Genomic DNA, 18941 nt, shown 5'->3' with positions numbered 1-18941 from the left:
AATTAATATGTTAACATGATGAAACTAAGAAAGAAAAAGTGTGAAAAATGAAATTTTATGCAGTAAGAAAAGGAAAAAGACCAGGAATTTATACAAGTTGGAATGAAGCAAAGGAGCAAGTTTCCGGATTTTCAGGAGCAGTTTATAAATCATTTACGACTTTGAATGAAGCAGAGGAGTTTATAGATAAGAAAGAAAATCAAAAAGAAACTAATCCTGGTGAGTATTTTGCTACGATTTTTACTGATGGTGGCACACGTAATACAGGTAATGTTCGCGGAGGACATGTTAAAAAGACAGATAAAGCGGCTTGGGCCTATTTAATTGAAGAAAAAGGTGGCAATAGATATGATGGTGCAGGTGGAGTTTATGGGGCCACAAACAATCAAATGGAGCTAACCGCCTTTATAAATTCCTTAGCTGCTCTAGTTGAACTTGGATTTAATAAAGAAAATTTATTATTTTGTCTTGATTCAAAGTATGTTTTGGATAATATTAGTCGAATTCCTGGCTGGAAAAAAGAGGCTGGAGAACAACAACTGGTCCAGTAAAGAACCAAGAATATTGGCAGCGAGTAGAAAATTTACTGACTCTATTTCCCAAGCCTCACTATAAGTGGGTAAAGGGTCACGACAAGTCAGCAGGTAATATTTATGTAGATCATAAGTTAAATAAGGTAATGGATGAAATGCCTAAAAAAGAGTGAGGAATATTCCTCACTCTTTTAGAGTTTAAAAATTGCTGTACTACCAAATACACCTTTGAACCAAGAAGTAATTGAATCAATCAATTGTTGGAACCAGTTGCGAGTATCAGGAGTGTTTAATTTAGAAAAAATATTTTTAGCTCCTGCTTGAATTTGGTTGCTAACTTTATTGGCCTGTTGGCCAAAACTTTTATCTTTTAAAGCGCCACTGTCTTTAATTTGAATTAAAATATTAATAATCTGTTGTTTTTGGTTGTTAGTAATTGTGTCGCCAAGATGATTAATTTTTATTTGATTATTTACAATATCTCGAATTTGACTGTTAGAAATATTTTGACCTTGTTTAGCCATTTCAGATTTTGCACCAGCAACTGCATTATTTAATTGAGCATCACTGTAACCAGATTTTTCATCATTGGCTTGAGTAATTTTACTTAAAGTTTCCATTTCATTTTGAGCAGCATTGATTTGGTCTTGATCAAGTTTATCGCCATTTTTAGCATAGGCAGCATAAACTCCTGCTAATGCACCTGAGCCGTCAATTGGAACTGGTGAAGTAACATAAATATCAGCATCGGTAATTCCAGCTGTTAAAGCTGCATTTTTGTATTGGTTAGCAGTGATAGTTGTGATATTATTGTGCCCATTATAAGAAAGAATGTGGACGTTAATTCCACTTCCACTAGCAGTTTTTTGAATTAGAGCACTAGACCAAACGCCGGAGTGGGAAGTAAAACTAGCGCCAGAAGGATTGAGATATTTGACTAAATCATTTCCAGTGACTGTGATTGTTTTATAAGATGCGCCATTTAATGGTGCAATCAAAGTATCAAGAGTACTCTGACGCTGGGAAGATGTTAAAGAACCTCCTAAAGTAACTACAGGAGTGTCACTGTCGTCGGCTTTAACTAAATGGGGCTTAAGCGTAAAAGTTAAACCAAGTAAGGTAACAAAGAAGATGATTGGAAAAATGCTTAATAATTTTTTCATAGTTTATAAGTTCCTTTTATTACTTTAAAAATATTATTAGACTATATTATAGCGCAAAAAGATAAGGAAATTAGTTAAATATTTGTGAAGATGATATAATTATGTCGAAAAGGAGAGGATATTTTGTTGCGACAGCCGCTTTTAACCGTAATTATGCCGGTTTATAATATGGAAAAATATCTTGGCCGAGCTTTAGATGCATTGGCAAATCAAGACGATTTAAATTTTAAATTATTAATTGTTAATGATGGTTCAAAAGATAACACTGCTGCAGTAGCAGAATCTTATCGAGACAAATTTCCATTTTTTGAAATTATTAATAAAAAAAATGGTGGACTATCTGATGCAAGAAATGTAGGGATGGATCATGTTGATACTCCTTATTTTACCTTCCATGATGGGGATGATTGGGTTGATTCAGGTTATACAAGCTTTTTTATAGATGCTTTTCAAAAAAATCCCCAAGTAGGGATGGTGTCTTGTGGTTTTTGGATCGATTCACCGCGAAAAACTATTAGCAAGGCAATCGGAATCAAAAAAGGTGCAGGATTATTAACCAAAAAACAAGCCTATATGTTAATTACAAATGTTTTTAACTCTCCAGTCAAAGGTTACACTTGGAATAAGGGCTATCGTACAGATATTGTACGAAAGTACAAGATGCGTTTTGTAGAAGATCTAGCTTTTATGGAGGACCAAATTTTTAATGTGAAATATGTTTCTCTTACAAATGGATTTTATTTTAGTTCACATCCTTATTATCATTATTGGCAAAGATCTGATAGCATGGTTCACGACTTAAATCCTAAAAAAATTCCTGATAATTTTAGAGCAAACTATCGTGTCTGGCACGTAATAATTAAGAGTTTAATGCATGAAAAGAAGGTTCAAGCACAAGAATTAAAGAAAAAAGAAGCTAAAAAAGCTTCTTCCTTTCAAAAAGTAAATATTAAGGATTAGATTTTTTCTTTGATGTGATAAGCAGTGCCAGTTGATTTAGCTGCATCTGCGTAATAAACAGCGTAAGATCCACTTTGGTCATTTTGAGCAATTACAAGTTGTCGACTAGTTGGTTTTTCTGCTTTAAAGATTTGTGCACTACGTCTTAATTGAGTAAAGTCATGAGAAGCAGAAATTGCATCTCCAGGGTTAAAAAATACGGATTCGTTTGTCATTATTCACATCTCCTTTGTTATTTTGATAACTATATTTTACCAAAAATAGTTAGTTAAAGGCTAGTAATTTGCACTTATAGGGGAGAAATTTATAGTAATGAGAGTCAGCATCAATAATGTTGAATTATATTATCAAACTTTAGGTGATGGTCATCCTTTAATTTTACTTCATGGGCATCATCAAGATGGAAGTGTATTTGATAAGTTGCTTTCGCCATTATCACTTTATTACACACTTTATGTGCCGGATATGAGAGGCCATGGTTTATCCACTGGTAAGCCTAGTGAACATTATCAAAACGAGGTAAAGGATATCGTTGCCTTCATTAAAAAATTAAATCTTAGCAAGCCTTACATTTTGGGATATGGGGCAGGTGGAGTTGATGCCCTTTGGATTGCCAGAAAATATCCTGATCTGGTTGAAAAGGTAATTGTTGTCGGCAGTTACGTTAATGGTAATGGGGTAAGTGCAGGACATATTTTATCTAATGGGTTTAAACGCTTCTTTCAAGGTGATCAGGATAGTAAAGTAGCTTTGAAAGAAACAAAAATTCCAGTAGACCAGTTGAAAAAAATAAATACTCCTGTGTTAAGTATTGTAGGAGAAAAAGATTGGGTAAAAGTTGAGCACGTTCGTTGGTATAGTGGCCTTATTCCAAATTGTCGCTTGATTGTTATGCCAAGACAAACTCATGAAAGTTACGTGGTCCATAGTTTAAAATTATTAGATGTAATCAAAGACTTTTTTAGCTAAATTAATTAAAGTTACCTTTTTAGGGAACATTTTGGTTATAATTATTAGAGAATAGGTATTTTCTTAAAGAAGGGCTTAAAAAATGAATAAAGAAGAACTGCATCAAATGTTACACCCAATGAAATTAATTGGACTTGGTGGAAATCAAGTTTTAGCTGAAAGAATTGCTGGGGCTTTGGATACTCCTTTACTTGAAACCGCTGTGCATCACTTTAGTGATGGTGAAATTCAAGTAAATATTACAGAAAGTGTCCGTGGTTGTGATGTTTACGTCATTCAATCAATTCAAGATCCTGTAAACGAAAACTTTATGGAATTAATGATCGTCTTAGATGCTTTGCAACGCGCTTCAGCACACTCAATCAATGTAGTTATTCCTTATATGGCTTATTCACGTTCTGATACTAAGAATCGTTCACGTGAGCCAATTACTGCAAAGTTACTTGCTAACTTATTACAATTACATAAGATTGATGATTTAATTGTAGTAGATTTACATGCTTCACAAATTCAAGGATTCTACAATATTCCGGTTGACCATTTACACGCAATGCCAATTTTAGCACAATACTTTTTAGATAATGGAATTGCAAGTAAAGATGAAGAAGATGTTGTAGTTGTCTCACCTGATCACTCAGGCGCAAAACTAGCAAGAACTTTCGGATCATACTTTAATGCACCAATTGCTATTGTAGATCAACGTGGTGCACGTTATGATACTGAAGTTCATGATATGATTGGTGATGTTAAGGATAAAACGGTAATTATCGTTGATGATTTAATTGATACAGGTGCGAGAGTATCTTCATCAACTAAGTCAGTTTTAGCTGCAGGTGCAAAGAAAGTTTATGTAGCTGCAACTCATGCTTTATTGTCTAAGGATGCTATTGAGCGATTAAATAAATTACCAATTGAGCAAATCGTGGTAACTGATACTATTAAGCATAGTAAATATCCAGATCGAATGGTACGATTATCTGTTGATCGTTTACTTGCAAAGGGAATTGATTATATTTATAACGATAAATCAATTCACCAAATTTTTGATGAACAAAATAGAATTAATGATTAAGCAAAAAGCTTGGGATGAAAATCTCAAGCTTTTTCTTTTAGAAAAATTTGTTTCTTGCCTTATTAATCTCTATAATTAAACTATTACACTAACAAAAATATAGTAGGAAGGTGAGAAATACATATGGCTAAAAAGGAAACTCAAAAATTAAATCGTTCCCTGAAAAGCCGTCATGTAATGATGATTGCAATTGGAGGGGCTATTGGAACTGGGCTGTTTTTAGGCTCGGGTTCAGCCATTAAAAGTAGTGGACCTTCAATTATTTTATCTTATTTGGTAGTAGGAATTATAACTTTCTTTATGATGCGTGCCTTGGGAGAATTAATTCTTTCTTCTCCTAATCAATCGTCATTTATTAGTTCAATTAAGACCTATTTGGGGGACAGAGTAGAATTTGTAGCTGGTTGGACCTACTGGGCATGTTGGCTCAGTTTAGCGATGGCAGATTTAACAGCAACAGGAATATATTTAAAATATTGGTTTCCTGATTTACCTCAATGGGTGGGACCGTTAGTAATTATTTTAATTTTATTATTAATAAATCGTCTAAATGTTGGACTCTTTGGTGAGCTAGAAAGCTGGTTCTCCATGATTAAGGTATTAGCAATTGTAGCCTTAATTGGTGCCGGACTAATTATGATTTTTCTTCATATGCATGTTGGTGGAAATACAGTATCTTTAACTAATATTGTTTCTCATGGGGGATTTTTCCCCAAGGGGTTCAGTGGCTTTTTAACTTCATTTCAAATGGTGATTTTTGCCTTTGTAGGAATTGAAATTGTAGGTTTAACAGCAGGTGAAACTGCTGAGCCGGAAAAGGATATTCCTAAGGCTATTAACAGTTTGCCACTTAGAATTGGGCTCTTTTATATTGGTTCAATGATTGCAATTATGGCTGTGCAACCTTGGAATACAATTAAGACAACTTCAAGTCCGTTTGTTCAAGTATTTAGTGCGATTGGAATCCCAGCTGCTGCAGGAATTTTAAACTTTGTGGTTTTAACTGCAGCTATGAGTGCTACTAACAGTGCTATTTTTAGTACAAGTCGTTCTCTGTATGCACTTGCTTATAGCGGTCATGCACCTAAAAGATTAGGAAAAATAAGTCGTCATGGCGTTCCTGACCGTGCGCTTACTTTTTCTTCATTAATTTTATTTGTAATTGTCATTTTGAACTACGTTATGCCAGGAAAAATATTTGATGTTGTTTCTACAGTGTCAACAATTAATTTCATCATGGTCTGGTTAATTATAATGTGGTGTCACTTAAAGTATCGAAAAGCAAAAAGAAATGAATTAGGCCAATTTCAGATGCCAGGAGCACCGTTTACTGATTGGCTAACAATTATTTTTTATGTGGCAATTTTAGTGATTTTATTTGTGATTCCAACTACAAGAATTCCTTTAATCTTATCTTTAGCTTTCATTATCTGTTTAGCAATAATTTTCAATTTTGTTAAAAAATCAGGAAATGTAAAAAAATAAGGCGTATATATAGCTATTAAAAAAACATTGCTGATATAATGTTACTGATTAGAAATTAAGAGAAATGAAGGGGATAAAGTATGGCTAGACAAAAAAATATGCAAAGACGGAGAACTATTCTAAGAAATACCTTCTCACTTTTACGTCAAGATGGTTTAAAAAATGTTTCTTTGCAAATGATCGCAGATGAATCTGAGATTTCTAAATCATTACTTCAATCTTACTATCCACATAAAAGTAAATTAATGAATGAAATTGTGACTAGTTTTATGTCAACAATTTTAAAAGTGGTTAATAGTGAAAAATTTGCAAATGTAAGTGTTTATGCAAAAATGAAATTGTTTATCTATATTTTGCTTGAATTAGGTGAACGAGATGAAGGAATTTCACGCCTACTAAATAATGTCCTTAAAAGTGATGATTCCCTTGAAAAATGGGGTCAACTACTTGATAGCTGGCTAATTGAAGAAGGTGTGAAAGACGAGTTAGGTACTGATCACCAAATTAAAATTGGACTCAATTTTATTGTTAGTGGTGGTGGAAGTATTTTTCTCAAGCAAAAGGAATTACAGGTAACTCCAGAAGAAATTTCAGACATCATGGTAAAAACTTTCATGTCAACTTTCTTGGATTACCCAGATGTTAAGACAAAAGAAGCTTTGGAACAAGGTAATAAAATTATTGAAAACTTTGATATGGATAAAGTTTTTGAAGCTATCAATACAATGTTTACCGAAAAGTAATTAATAAAGGGGTCAGCAGATGCAAGTAGGTTCGCGTAGTGAATTACGACGGATCAATCACGCTCAAAATCTTCATAATAAAAAATCGCTTATTTTATCATTTTTTATTTTATTGACATTAATTTTTAGCTTGGTAACTTTTATGAATCCAAGCTTTATGAAAAAACAACTCGCTAAAGAAAATAATAGTGTAGTGGTTGAACGTTATATCAATGATAAGTTTGATAATTTTGCCAATTCAATTAATGCCAATCGTAATGGAGATACAAGCAACATTCTAACTACTAAACAAACCAAGCCAATTGCAGATGCAATGATCGATTATACCTTGGGCTTTCATTTGTTTAGGACAGAAACGGCAAGTGTTGCAGAAGAAATTAAGACAGTAATTTTTACTAAAATTAATGATAATTCTTCAACAGAAGCGCAATCCGTTAAAAAGATTTTAAAGAAGAATAATACGCAGGGGATATATGCAATTATTACAGGATTTAATCTATCCAACCTTACTTTAGCTGCAAATATTGAAACTTTATTTGTTTTAGTAAATGTTTTAATAAGTGTATTATGTATTATTTCTTTAATTGCTATTCTAAAAGATATGATGCTTCACCTTTCAGGCAAAGGATTTTTCCATACTTTAAGTAGTGCAGGAATGTGGACAGGAGCACTGAGCATTATTATTTACGGTATTTTGGCTTTAACTCCAATGCTGTTTAGTGTGGAAAGTTTACCTTTAGCAATTGGATATTGGTTAGAGATTGCTAGTGGTATTTTCTTAGAATTGGTAATTATAGGTGTGGGATTATTTATTATTAGTACAATTTGCTGGCAACTAACAAGCTCAAATTAAAAGCATAGATTCAGTTAAAACTGAAGCTATGCTTTTTTCTATATTAAATTATTCGTTAAAGAGACAGGTTGTTTTATCCACTGGTTAGGTCCTAAGTAATACCAAGCGGTCTTTCCAATGATAATACTTTGGCCATAAGGATAACTCCTTCCAGGAGTTAAATGAGTAAAAGTAGGATGTTGCAACATTAAATAGGGACTTGAGTAAACTGTTGTATCAATATTGTTTGTTCCAATTGAAATTACTCCAGCTTTAATCTGAGGATTCGATGTAATATAAAAGTTTCTATACCATTGATTAGTACCTAAATTATAATACTTTGTTCCATTTTGATAAGAACGACCAAAGACTACTGGATTAAGTTGTCGCTTATTATTTAAAGTATCTCTTAATTTATCTGCTTCTAAAATTAAGTTTGGATCAGTTGTAATAACTTCTTCATTTAAAGAGGTAGAAGATTGATCATCATTAGATGAGTTGATATTAAAAGTTGGTAAAGCAAAGTTCATGTCAGTTGATGAATTTGTATCATTACGTGGCAAAATACCGTTATTACCAGTAGAAGAAGAATCAGAAGTATCAGTATCACTTTGATTTTGGTTTAAATCTACTTTAGGAATAGGAGAGATATTGTAATTAGGTGCTACATTATTAGTAGCAGAACTTGGTGTTGAAGTAGGAGATTCAGAAGAGACAGCTCCTAATTTAAAAAGCTTAAAGGTATAATTTTCAATTCCGTTTATCTTTACGCTGTAAGCATGTCCATTGACCAATTTAATATTACCAGGGAAATAAGTTAAGATAGTAGCAAAATTACCATATCCCTGACTAGAATAATTATGGACTTTAGTAGCAGCTGAGCTAGAACCAGTGTCTAGATCAGTAATAGTGATTTTAGGAGTTTTACTAATTGTTTGATCAGATAAATATAAAGACCAAGCAACATTTTCTCCTTTAAGAAGTTCGATTGGGAAGACACCAGCACTTGGATAGGTTACAGAAGGTGCACTAGGTGAGTTAAAACTGTCAGTTGCATAAGCTACTTGTTGAACAGAATAGCGATAACCATTGGTTCCATAAGCGGCTCCTAATCCAGTTGTAGTTAAACGTGTAGAAAGTAGCCAAGCGCGGTGACCAGTGTCGCTGCCATCTAAGTTATAACTATCGGTGATTAAATCACGAATAACTTCTCCAGGAGATTGATTAGCGACATTAAAATTTAAATTTGAACTAGCTGAAATATTTTTGGCGATTGACCAATACATCTTACTAATAAAATTGGGGCGTTTATCACTTGGTAAACCATGTTGGTTTACGAAAGGATCTGCATTAATTGCGGCCATTACACTAGCCGTAATTTGGGCATTTTCATTGTCAGTAGGATTACTAGTAATAGAAGTTAAGCCAAATAAGCTACGATAAAAATTAATATAATCTAATTGGGTTGAAAGATAAGAAGAATTTAAACTACCGGGTGAAAAGGGCTTAGTTAAATTAGGAGCACTTGCATAAAGATTACTCTTTGAATAAGCTTGCTTAGGAAGATTGGCATAGCTTTGTTGAAAAGATTTAATTTTATTATTTTCTGCTTGGGTAAAAGTAGCCGCATTTACTTGAATAGTAGGGGGTTTTACTGCTGGAATAAGGAATGCAGCACTAATTAAAGTAATAGAAATTGCTCGCTTAAATTGCATCTTAAATCAACATCCTTTCATGTCTTAATTATAGTTAATTTTTAAATTTTTTAGCAAGAAATTGAAATATTTTTTGACTTTTTTAGAAAAAATTATCACTCTGGTAACTTGGTTATGTATAATAAGGATTTAGGGGCTAATAAGGAGAAAAATTATGTCTAATAAAATTAAAGTAGGGTTGATTTTTGGAGGGAATTCTTCAGAATATGAAGTTTCCATTATGTCAGCTCATAATATTTATAACGCAATTGATACTAATAAATTTGATGTTTATCCAATGTGGATTACTAATGATGGCTATTTAGCGGGAGACGAAGATTCACGCAAGGTACTTGATGATCCAAAGATGACCGTTACAAATCCACATCAAGTAAAAAATATTTCTAATTTAATTCAGTTAGAAGATCGTCCTGAAATTGATGTCTTTTTCCCAATTGTGCATGGAAACTTGGGTGAAGATGGTTCATTGCAAGGTCTGTTTAGAGTAATTGATAAGCCATTTGTTGGAGATGATGTCTTAGGTGCTGCAATAACCATGGACAAAGAAATGACCAAGATCTTAGCACAACGTGTTGGCGTAAAAGTAGCAGACTGGATTAGTATTAGCCGTTATGAATATGACGACAAAGAAAATAAAAAGCTTGATTATAACTATGTCTCACAAAAATTAGGAAAAGATTTGTTTGTTAAACCTTCTAACCAAGGCTCATCAGTAGGTGTGCACCATGTTTTAAATGCGCAAGAATATCAAGCAGCATTAAAAGATGCTTTTAAATACGATGATAAAGTCTTAGTAGAAGAAACTGTTCATGGAAGCGAAGTAGAAACTGCAGTTTTAGGAAATGATAAACCGATTGTTGCTGGAGTGGGACAAATTACTAATGCTAAAGATTCATTCTACACTTATGAAAATAAGTATGATGATAATTCTACTTCACAATTACAGATTCCAGCCGATTTGCCTGAAGGAATTGTCGAAAAAGTTCGTTCGAATGCCTTAAAAGTGTTCCAAGTTACAGAGTGTAGCGGTATGGCGCGGATTGATTCAATGCTACGTGATGGTGATAATGAAATTATTTTGACCGAAGTAAATGCTTTGCCTGGTTTTACAAATATTTCAATGTATCCTAAGTTATTTGAAGAAGTAGGAATTCCTTACACTGAACTAATTACAAAATTGATTAATCTAGGAATTGAACGTTATAATCATAAGAAGACATTACTGCATAAACATGAGTAAGAAAAACGGGGGAGAAGATGGCAGAAAAAGATAATAATTTGGAAGGCTTTGAATCACCTGCTCAAGCTGCTAAAAGCTTGGGTATTAGTGTAGCGACGCTGCGTAAATATTCATTACTTATTGAAAAAGTTACAGACAATAGAGATTACTATCAACGTACAAAACAAAAAGCACGTTTATATAGTAAAAAGAATCTAGAAGAATTACATAAGTTACAAGAATTATCTAAGAATGATGATTTAACGCTACAAGAAGCTGCTGAGCAAATTTTTGAAGTTAATGGGAAAACTACCAAGTCTGAAAAGAGCAAGAATTTACCCGATAACAAAGTAAATACTAAAACAATGGTAGATGCTCAAGAAGTTATTAAACTTTTAATGATGGTAAAAGAGACTATTACTGGTCAAAATGAAGCAATTCAAACTTTGCAAAAGCAAGTAACTCGTATTGAAGATCAAAATCAAAAGTTGATTGCGGCTACAAAGCAGTTGCCACAACCTGAAGAAAAGAAATCTAATAAGGTTGCTTCATCTCAGACAGTTTCTAGTTCACAGACAGCTAATACCACTTCAGCAGAAAAGGTTAGTCCTAAAGCTGCTGAAGAAGATGCCTTAAAGAGCTTGGCCCATGTGAATCGAAGTTTAGCGCAAATGCAAATGAAGGTTAAAAAGAAACATTGGTGGGAAAAATTATTTAAGTAAAAAGCATCACGCATTATATTGCGTGATGCTTTTATTCTTCTATGTAATCTTCTAGAGTAAGGGATTCAGCAATTAAAATTTCATTGTAAAGTGTTAAAAGACATTTTTGATATTTACTTTCCTTTTGAGCAATTTCTTCCAAATAATTACGTTCAATAGCAAAGACGCGGTAATAAGCTAGACGCTCTAAATAGCGCTCTTCTGAAGATAAACTGGGTTGATCAATTGTACGAAAGATTTGACGAAGAGAATCAGGGGTATTGATAGCTTGTTTTTGTAAAAGTAGGCTAAAAAGGATATGACGCTTTACTTTTTTAGGTAGGTACATATGGTGAACAGCAATGATTGCCTGTTTAACCATTTCATTTCTAAACTTGATAGTCATTCTTTGAGATTCATAGTCACTAAGTTGGTGAGGCAGAATGAAAGGAAAAATAATAGTTGGAATAATCATACTAAGCAAAATCAAAGTAGCTTCAGACATCATTAATAAATTGTAGTTTGATTGCCCGAGAAATTTTTGAGAAATGGTGAGTGCCAAGGCTAAAGTTACCGCTCCATGAACACCACCTAAGGCAAAAATTGCAGCATTTTTACTATCAAATTTCATGATAAGAAGGCTGTATAAAAATCTAACAATTAAATTAGCCAAGTAAATTATTGTTCCTACAGCTAACCAAAGCCAAATCTGAGAATTTAAAATCCGGTTGTATCCAATGCGAATAATCATTAAACCTAAGATTACAAAAACAATACTGTTAAAAATTTCTGAAATTAGATTCTGAAGATTGCTACCAATTTGAACTTGTCGTGGATTAAGTAAGACAGAATACTGTCTTTCAGCATTATGAAATAAACCAGCAACTACAACAGCAATAATTCCTGAGACGCTAAGTTCTTCTGCAATTGCATAAATTAAAAAAGGACTTAGTAAGTAAATAATATTTTGAGCATTGAGAGCATTAAATCGAGATCTAGTTAAAAATTGCCGAAACATAATAAATATCCAGCCGATTACAAAACCAATTGCGGCTCCCCCAAGAGAGGAAAAAAGGAAATTTTGGAGAGTTTGGCCGTAGTTGATAGTGCCATTTTCAAACCATAGTAAGGCCATGTCCAATAAAATAATTCCAGAGGCATCATTAAAAAGTGACTCAGTTTTAAGTGAACCTTCTACCTTGTGGGGTAAAATCAAATTATTAGTAACCGATTCAGTCGCAGTTGCATCAGTTGGAGCACTGATACTGGCAATAATAAAGGAAAGAGCAATGCCAAGATTGCCTAAATAATGGATACTAAATCCCGCAGCAATTACCGCAAATAACACCATAACAACGGTAATTCCTAAAATACTCTTAAATCGATTGCGAATATTGTAAAGTTGCGTTTTTTGCCCCTCAAAAAATAGTAAAGGTGCAATAATTAGTTCCATAAATGTTTCAGAATTAAATGGCGCAACATGATGATTTAAAAATGGGACTAATGCAAAAATAACTCCAATTAGCATACTAATGTAATTGACGGAAATTTTTTCTAGTGCCTGTGCAATGATAATACTAATCGCAGCTGCAAAAGTCAGGTAAAAAGTAGAGATCATTAATTCCATTTTTATTTAAACCTTTCTTTAATTGTTCATCAAAAATAATAGTAGCATAATGGAATTGAGAAAAAAATAAAGGTGTAATTTAAGATGCAAAAAAAATATCGCTGGAGTTTAGTCATTTTTCTAGTGGGAATTATAATTACAGGAATTGTTTATTTTACCACTGCTTTTTCTAGTCAACCAATTGGAGAAATAATTACTAAGCCTAAAGATAGCTTAATTAATAAAACGGAAGATAGTTATCAAAATAAGGATGAGCTACGCCAACAAACATTTAAAATTCGCATCCTGAACGGAAAAAATAAGGGAAAAGTATTTTTAGTAGAAAATGAGTATGCAAAATCACAAGTTATTACCCAAAAATACTATTCTCATCAGCGAGTAATTGTTGCTTTTTTAAAGGGAAAAGCAAAGGTGTTATCTCCTAAACGAGACTGGGTTTTCTGTTTAGCATTTACGGTTGTAGTAAGTTTAATGTTTGCAATCATGGGCAAATCTGCAAAAATGTTGCTCCTATCACTTTTGCTAAATGCAATCATTTTTTACTATGTAGTAAAGTTAGATATTGCTACAAATGGGGTAAAAGTTTTGTGGATTTATAGTCTAGCTAGTATAATTTTTACCTTTTTATCACTAGTGTTAGCTCAAGGCTTTAGTAAAAAAATGCTGGTAACCTTTGTAGCAACACTTTTAGGGGTCTTTGTGGCTTTTGGCTTAAGTTATGTGATTATGAAATTAACTAATGAAAGTGGGATGAAATATGAAGCAGTAGAATATGCTACGCAGGATCCCAGAACAATATTTTTAGCTCAAAGTTTATTAGGAGTCCTGGGAGCAGTGATGGATGAAGCAACCGATATTGTATCAAGTCTGTATAATTTAAGCCGCCACAAGCCAAATTTGACCTTAAAAGAGCTTGTCTTAAGTGGCCGAACACTTGGACAAGAAATTATGGGCCCCTTAATTAATGTCTTAGTGTTAATCTTTATGGCTGAAGCTCTCCCAATGGCAATTTTATATTTGCGAGATAATAACACCCTCAAGTACACTTTTGAATTTGCCCTCTCTTTAGGGATTATTCAGAGTCTAATCTCTGCGATTGGAATTGTACTAACTGTAGTTTTTGCGACATTATGTAGTACAGTCTTTTTAAGAGAAAAGAGGGCATAAAGGTGAGTACTTTAGTAGCGTTGTTAATTTTTTTACTAGTATTAATTGTGTTGGTAGGAGGAAAGACAGGACTAAAAAGTTATTTAAGTATTGTAATTAACACTTGTTTAATAATTCTAGTGGGACTCTTGATTTCCTGGGGCATAAATATTTTTTGGATTGGGGTAATTTTTATTCCTTTAAAATTATTGACAATTATCTATTTGGGTACTCATGATTATTCTTTAGCGAAGAATTCGTTTTTAACGGCGTTATTTGTAAGCTTAATTGTAATTGCAATAATTTTAATATTCCAGTCCTTGGCCCAAAGCGCTGGTTTTGGAGACCAAGCAAGTGAAGAATTAGTGGGATTATCTGTTAATGTAGGAATAAGTTTCCCACAAATTGCGATTATTGTAGCTATTTTTTCAACTTTGGGAGCAATTGCAGAAGCAAGTGTAGCAATCAGTGCAGGGTTGCTTGAATTAAAGCACCATGATCCAAGCATAAATCGGGATGAAATTTTAAAAAATGGTAACTTACTTGGAAAAGATGTTTTAGCTACTGCCCTCAATACAATTTTATTTGGGATGTTTGGAAGTTTTTTACCACTATTTATTTGGTATATGCGGCTTAATTATTCCCTTTTTGAAATTTTAAATGATAAACTTTTTATAAGTGAAAGTTTAATTATTATGTATTCATTTATTGGCGTTTTGTTAACAGTTCCGCTGACAACCCATTTGCTGGCTCACACTTTAACACAAACTAACAAAAAGTGAGGTAAATATGGAAGTTCAAGAATTAAAGCTAACTAATTTTAATAACCGTGAATTTAGCGTTACCTACTATCAATTACAAAAAAATCCTAGTTTGGTAATGAAAAAAAGACCATTAATGCTTATTTTCCCTGGTGGATATTTTACCCATCTTTCTTTAAGAGAAGGAGAACCTGTGGCAATGGCCTACGCTAGTTATGGGTTTGATTGTGCGATAGTTTCGTATAATTTATTAACAGATCCAGGAAAAATTTATCCTGATGCTGCTTTAAGTGGCTTGACTGCTTTGAAATATTTCCGAGATCATAGTGAAGAATTAGGTATTAATCCTAATCAAATTATAACGATTGGTTTTTCAGCTGGTGGTAGTGTAGTAAGTGCAATGAATGTAATGGCGGAAAATCCTAAATGGGGCAAAAAGTATGGCTTCACACATGAACAAGTAGCACCTAACGCTACCATTTTGGGTTACCCTCTGATTAATATCAAAGAAGTGAGTGTGCCAATTACCCCGGAAGCAGAAACTAAGCTGCCTACAGATCCAGAATTACTTAATACAGCTTTAGGTGTTACTAAGCAAACCCCACCAACTTTTATTTTTCAAGCAGATAATGATCCTGTAGTTTATATCAATAATTCAATTGAATACATTACAGCTTTGCGTAATCATAATGTGCCTTTTGAAGCCCATTTATTTGATCATGGCCGTCATGGCTTTTCTTTGGCTCGACCAGACTTAGAAACACAAGGGAAAAGTTGGCAGGTAAATTCTCATGTAGCCCATTGGTTCAATTTAAGTATTGAGTGGCTAGAAGATCTAAAAATCAAGTAAACAAAAAACATGAATCTTTGGAAAAGGATTCATGTTTTTTGCTTTAATCTTTAGCAGTGAAGAAGAAGATTTCTTTAGCAGATGCATAACCATCTGTAGTAAGTAAAACACGCAGTTTAATTGCTTTAGCACTTAGATCGCGCATTCCAATTACTTTGTTTTTAGCGTCATTAGGCCAATTAAATTCTTTACTAAAGTCTTCAAAGTGTTCGCCGTCTTTAGAAATGGCATATTGAACACGTAATAAATGTCCTTTATGATCTCGTGAACGCGGAATGTAAACCATTCGGCTAAGTTTGTAGAGATTATCAAAGGTAAAAGTTAATTCTAAGGGATGGTCAGGAGAAACTTTTTCACTAGTTAACCATTCACTACCTAGGCGAAGATCAGTTAAGTTAGCTAATGGAAATTCATCTTCAGAAGCTAAATTACTCTTTACCTGTAGGTTTTTGATAGCATAATCAAGTTGATCGGGCTTAGTCATCGTTCCAAAATACTCAGTCCAGTCAGATACTTTGTTGCCAATCTTGTTTCTAATGCGGAAACGATAACGTGTATTTGGCGTTAATTCATGGAAAGTGAAAGTATTACCAGTAATATTAGTGTGAATAATACCATTAACTTCAATATCAGCCATTAACTTATGATTACTATTAAATTGCTGATTAATCCAAGAGACAGTAATACTCCGCGAAGATAGACGATCGGTTAAAATTGATGCACTGCGTGGCGCAACCATCGCAGAGTCAATAATGGCATGGTTTTCTAATTGATTACCATAGTTAAAATTATCTACTTTAATGGTGATTTCATCTTCGGAAATATCATGACTTTTGACTTTGATTAAAAGTGCAGGTTGAAGTTGACCAGTGAAGTTGCCAAATTGTTTAAATGGCATGTAATCTTGCTTAAAGAAATAGCCTGTTGAAGCTTCATGGAAGTCGGCTTCATTTTTGTATTCAGGAAGGTCGATCAAAGTATCGTTAATGTAAGCTTCTACATGTCCTGGGTAATGATCGGCCATAATAGTTAAGGCAGTTGTTTGACTAAGAGCAAGTTTAGAATAAGAACCAGTAGTTGGTTTAACTACAACTTTTAATTTAACGCCATCAAGTTCACTAGTAACTTGAGTTTGAGCAGCTTCGCCTTGTTGGTATTTAGTACTAATGCCGTCATCATCGTAAAGGATATTAGAACTCTTGCCTTGAGGAAAGATCATCATTTGGCGCAAACTTTGTTGAATAATTGCCCCTCCACGAACAAAAACAGGTAAGTGCCATAAAGGATAGGTAAGTTGTGAGTAGTAACGTCCACCAAGAAATTTTTGACCAGTTAAGGCATCTACCCACATTGTACGGTGATTAGGAAGGTAAAGATCATCTTTAATTGAATTACCATTTCCATCTTCACGACCATTGGTAATAGGCGCAATTAAGAAATTATCCCCGAGCATAAATTCATGTTTTATTTGACTGGTATAATTAATTTTTTCATGTGGAAATGATAAAAAGAGAGCTCTAACTACTGGCATCCCATTTTGGGCCTGCCGGGTTAATGAGTATAAATAAGGAGCAAGTTGTGTGCGTAGCTTAAGATAAGCTTGATTGATCTTAGAAATTTTAGAATTGTAGGCAAATGGTGTTTTTTCGGTTGTTCCATCCCCATCGATACTAAATAAAAGAGGAGTAAATACTTTCCATTGTAAATCACGTACACTAACTTGAGCGTTCCCACCGCTGAAGCGTCCATCAATTGCACTTCCGATATTAGGTTGTCCAGAAAGGGATAAGCCAATAAAACTACTTATCTGGGTAGCGATTTGTTCCCATTCACCACCTACTCCTCCCAGGTAAGTGGTGGCTAAAGTTTGAATTGCACTCCAGCCATTAGTGGCCATTACCCAAGGACGACCATCATCATTTTTTTGGACTAAGTTGTTGCTAATTTTAGCGATATTTTGGAGTAATTTGCTGTTGCCAATTTTGGGAGAATCAGTTTTTGCAATTACTAAATCAGGATTAGCCCCCTTTGGTAAGTGATTATAATATCCTACAGTAATCCCCTTTTCTTGGGCAAAGTCGCTAAAATTTTTAACTTGTTCTTCATCAAGGGGACTGTCACTTTGATAGTCAGGAACAATCCATTTTAACGGAAGATTTTTGGCAAGATAGCGTTCAATCATTGCTCGGGCAGAAAATTGATAGTATTGGTTACCATTAAGGTCGGCAGGATAAACTTTTTCACTATCATCTTTACTTGCTCTTTGGTAATTAATCCCATCTTCAAATTTAATCGCACTCCGTTCTTTAGGATCAGCGCTTTTCCAAAAAGTATCAGAGAAATTACCAATATAGCCCAAGCCAAGGGCGTATTTAGGTAAAAAGAGTGGGGTACCCGTTAAGACGTAATATTGTTTGATTAGATCAGCAGGTGTATCGCCAATTAAGTAAAAGGTGTCATAAATTGACGTGTTATGGGTGATAACGGCTTCTGTGTCATCATCAGCTCCAAAGTTGTAAACGCCATTTTTCCAAGTATTGCGCAATTCCGCAAAACCAGCATTGGACCAAAAGAAACTTTCAGGTAAGGCTACTCCATCTGGACCTGTTAAGTTGGTATTAGCTATTTCAATTTTGTGGCCTTTATGACTAAAGTGACCGTTTTGCATCCCACCTCCGTAATAGAATTCATTTTTATTTTGAATTAAAATTTCGGTACTTGAATGAGGTCCGATTTGCAAAGGCATTTTTTGTCTTAAACGGTAACGGTGAAGATTATCATCAAAAATGCTGAAAAGAGCAGGATTTTTTTGAAGACGAAGTGAATAGTGGGCGCTTTTTATGGTAAAAGTTTCATCAGTGGTTAATAACTGTGATTCTTCAAAGGGTATCAGGCTAAAATCCTTGATTGGGATAGTTAATTCAGGATCTAAGGGAGCAAATTTTTCACTTGGATCTAAAATTAGACGAAATATTCCATTGCTTACAATATAGAGACGCGCCTTTTCTCCAGAGGCAAATTGTAATTCATAAAAACGTGTCCCTTTGGCGACACCAACTAACCGACTAACAGAATGTTCTTGTAGATTATTTAATTCAGACATAATTTTATTCCTATAAAACTAATTTTTTCTATAATTTCAAGTATTTATAGTTCCATTATAGC

16 protein-coding genes and 1 pseudogene are annotated in these 18941 nt (G+C 33.8%); 12 read left to right on the top strand and 5 right to left on the bottom strand.

The window, feature by feature from the left end:
• Nucleotides 1-47 precede the first annotated feature (47 nt).
• Nucleotides 48-706, top strand: a pseudogene (locus FP435_RS07450) (ribonuclease H family protein).
• A gap of 18 nt (nucleotides 707-724) precedes the next feature.
• Here the strand turns inward: FP435_RS07450 and FP435_RS07445 are convergent.
• The gene (locus FP435_RS07445) at nucleotides 725-1696 is read right to left on the bottom strand and encodes a DUF1002 domain-containing protein (RefSeq protein WP_265483656.1); all 972 of its coding nucleotides are present in this window, start codon (nucleotides 1694-1696) and stop codon (nucleotides 725-727) included.
• Between the two features lie 123 nt (nucleotides 1697-1819).
• Between FP435_RS07445 and FP435_RS07440 the strand changes: the two genes are divergently transcribed.
• Nucleotides 1820-2656 carry a glycosyltransferase family 2 protein gene (locus tag FP435_RS07440; protein ID WP_265483655.1) on the top strand — a complete coding sequence of 279 codons (837 nt, stop codon included), beginning with the start codon at nucleotides 1820-1822 and terminating at the stop codon, nucleotides 2654-2656.
• Here the strand turns inward: FP435_RS07440 and FP435_RS07435 are convergent.
• Nucleotides 2653-2871: a hypothetical protein gene (locus FP435_RS07435; protein WP_265483654.1), complete on the bottom strand. Its 219-nt coding sequence runs from the start codon at nucleotides 2869-2871 to the stop codon at nucleotides 2653-2655. The genes FP435_RS07440 and FP435_RS07435 overlap by 4 nt on opposite strands.
• 97 nt (nucleotides 2872-2968) lie before the next feature.
• On the opposite strand from FP435_RS07435, the gene FP435_RS07430 reads away from it, so the two are divergent.
• The 5 genes from FP435_RS07430 (at nucleotide 2969) to FP435_RS07410 (ending at nucleotide 7778) form a co-directional block, all read left to right on the top strand.
• A complete protein-coding gene (locus FP435_RS07430) occupies nucleotides 2969-3625 on the top strand; it encodes an alpha/beta fold hydrolase (protein WP_265483653.1) in 657 nt (218 codons plus the stop codon).
• Between the two features lie 82 nt (nucleotides 3626-3707).
• A complete protein-coding gene (locus FP435_RS07425) occupies nucleotides 3708-4697 on the top strand; it encodes a ribose-phosphate diphosphokinase (RefSeq protein WP_265483652.1) in 990 nt (329 codons plus the stop codon).
• Between the two features lie 123 nt (nucleotides 4698-4820).
• Entirely contained in the window at nucleotides 4821-6182 is a 1362-nt protein-coding gene (locus FP435_RS07420; protein WP_265483651.1) for an amino acid permease, read from the top strand.
• 80 nt (nucleotides 6183-6262) lie between these two features.
• Nucleotides 6263-6925, top strand: coding sequence for a TetR/AcrR family transcriptional regulator (locus FP435_RS07415; RefSeq protein WP_265483650.1), 663 nt, complete (start codon nucleotides 6263-6265; stop codon nucleotides 6923-6925).
• Between the two features lie 19 nt (nucleotides 6926-6944).
• A complete protein-coding gene (locus FP435_RS07410) occupies nucleotides 6945-7778 on the top strand; it encodes a hypothetical protein (protein WP_265483649.1) in 834 nt (277 codons plus the stop codon).
• 38 nt (nucleotides 7779-7816) lie between these two features.
• Here FP435_RS07410 and FP435_RS07405 read toward each other — a convergent pair whose 3' ends face one another.
• Complete coding sequence (locus FP435_RS07405) at nucleotides 7817-9472, bottom strand: CAP domain-containing protein (RefSeq protein WP_265483648.1); 1656 nt, start codon at nucleotides 9470-9472, stop codon at nucleotides 7817-7819.
• Nucleotides 9473-9626: 154 nt separating this feature from the next.
• Between FP435_RS07405 and FP435_RS07400 the strand changes: the two genes are divergently transcribed.
• Together FP435_RS07400 and FP435_RS07395 are read left to right on the top strand one after the other, a co-directional pair.
• Nucleotides 9627-10712: a D-alanine--D-alanine ligase family protein gene (locus tag FP435_RS07400; protein WP_265483647.1), complete on the top strand. Its 1086-nt coding sequence runs from the start codon at nucleotides 9627-9629 to the stop codon at nucleotides 10710-10712.
• A 17-nt stretch (nucleotides 10713-10729) separates the two neighbouring features.
• The gene (locus tag FP435_RS07395; RefSeq protein ID WP_265483646.1) at nucleotides 10730-11413 is read left to right on the top strand and encodes a MerR family transcriptional regulator; all 684 of its coding nucleotides are present in this window, start codon (nucleotides 10730-10732) and stop codon (nucleotides 11411-11413) included.
• A 31-nt stretch (nucleotides 11414-11444) separates the two neighbouring features.
• Here FP435_RS07395 and FP435_RS07390 read toward each other — a convergent pair whose 3' ends face one another.
• Nucleotides 11445-13019 carry a cation:proton antiporter gene (locus tag FP435_RS07390; protein ID WP_265483645.1) on the bottom strand — a complete coding sequence of 525 codons (1575 nt, stop codon included), beginning with the start codon at nucleotides 13017-13019 and terminating at the stop codon, nucleotides 11445-11447.
• Between the two features lie 84 nt (nucleotides 13020-13103).
• Here FP435_RS07390 and FP435_RS07385 point away from each other — a divergent pair, with 84 nt between their 5' ends.
• The 3 genes from FP435_RS07385 to FP435_RS07375 are packed head-to-tail and all read left to right on the top strand — an operon-like array spanning nucleotide 13104 to nucleotide 15776.
• Nucleotides 13104-14186, top strand: a complete 1083-nt coding sequence (locus tag FP435_RS07385; RefSeq protein WP_265483644.1) for a YibE/F family protein — start codon at nucleotides 13104-13106, stop codon at nucleotides 14184-14186.
• 2 nt (nucleotides 14187-14188) lie between these two features.
• Nucleotides 14189-14947: a YibE/F family protein gene (locus tag FP435_RS07380; RefSeq protein WP_265483643.1), complete on the top strand. Its 759-nt coding sequence runs from the start codon at nucleotides 14189-14191 to the stop codon at nucleotides 14945-14947.
• A 7-nt stretch (nucleotides 14948-14954) separates the two neighbouring features.
• A complete protein-coding gene (locus FP435_RS07375) occupies nucleotides 14955-15776 on the top strand; it encodes an alpha/beta hydrolase (RefSeq protein ID WP_265483642.1) in 822 nt (273 codons plus the stop codon).
• A 43-nt stretch (nucleotides 15777-15819) separates the two neighbouring features.
• On the opposite strand, the gene FP435_RS07370 is transcribed toward FP435_RS07375, so the two are convergent.
• Entirely contained in the window at nucleotides 15820-18879 is a 3060-nt protein-coding gene (locus FP435_RS07370) for a TIM-barrel domain-containing protein (protein ID WP_265483641.1), read from the bottom strand.
• Nucleotides 18880-18941: the final 62 nt, after the last annotated feature.

This window comes from Lactobacillus sp. PV037 (assembly GCF_014522345.1).
Lineage (GTDB): Bacteria > Bacillota > Bacilli > Lactobacillales > Lactobacillaceae > Lactobacillus.
Note: the sequence above shows the minus strand (reverse complement) of the source record. Positions and strands in the feature narration are given on the sequence as shown.

Coding starts and splice junctions, on each gene's coding strand:
- FP435_RS07375 (WP_265483642.1), top strand. CDS start 14,955: ATGGAAGTTCAAGAATTAAAGCTAACTAATTTTAATAACCGTGAATTT.
- FP435_RS07400 (WP_265483647.1), top strand. CDS start 9,627: ATGTCTAATAAAATTAAAGTAGGGTTGATTTTTGGAGGGAATTCTTCA.
- FP435_RS07415 (WP_265483650.1), top strand. CDS start 6,263: ATGGCTAGACAAAAAAATATGCAAAGACGGAGAACTATTCTAAGAAAT.
- FP435_RS07425 (WP_265483652.1), top strand. CDS start 3,708: ATGAATAAAGAAGAACTGCATCAAATGTTACACCCAATGAAATTAATT.
- FP435_RS07395 (WP_265483646.1), top strand. CDS start 10,730: ATGGCAGAAAAAGATAATAATTTGGAAGGCTTTGAATCACCTGCTCAA.
- FP435_RS07445 (WP_265483656.1), bottom strand. CDS start 1,696: ATGAAAAAATTATTAAGCATTTTTCCAATCATCTTCTTTGTTACCTTA.
- FP435_RS07370 (WP_265483641.1), bottom strand. CDS start 18,879: ATGTCTGAATTAAATAATCTACAAGAACATTCTGTTAGTCGGTTAGTT.
- FP435_RS07435 (WP_265483654.1), bottom strand. CDS start 2,871: ATGACAAACGAATCCGTATTTTTTAACCCTGGAGATGCAATTTCTGCT.
- FP435_RS07420 (WP_265483651.1), top strand. CDS start 4,821: ATGGCTAAAAAGGAAACTCAAAAATTAAATCGTTCCCTGAAAAGCCGT.
- FP435_RS07385 (WP_265483644.1), top strand. CDS start 13,104: ATGCAAAAAAAATATCGCTGGAGTTTAGTCATTTTTCTAGTGGGAATT.
- FP435_RS07405 (WP_265483648.1), bottom strand. CDS start 9,472: ATGCAATTTAAGCGAGCAATTTCTATTACTTTAATTAGTGCTGCATTC.
- FP435_RS07410 (WP_265483649.1), top strand. CDS start 6,945: ATGCAAGTAGGTTCGCGTAGTGAATTACGACGGATCAATCACGCTCAA.
- FP435_RS07430 (WP_265483653.1), top strand. CDS start 2,969: ATGAGAGTCAGCATCAATAATGTTGAATTATATTATCAAACTTTAGGT.
- FP435_RS07390 (WP_265483645.1), bottom strand. CDS start 13,019: ATGGAATTAATGATCTCTACTTTTTACCTGACTTTTGCAGCTGCGATT.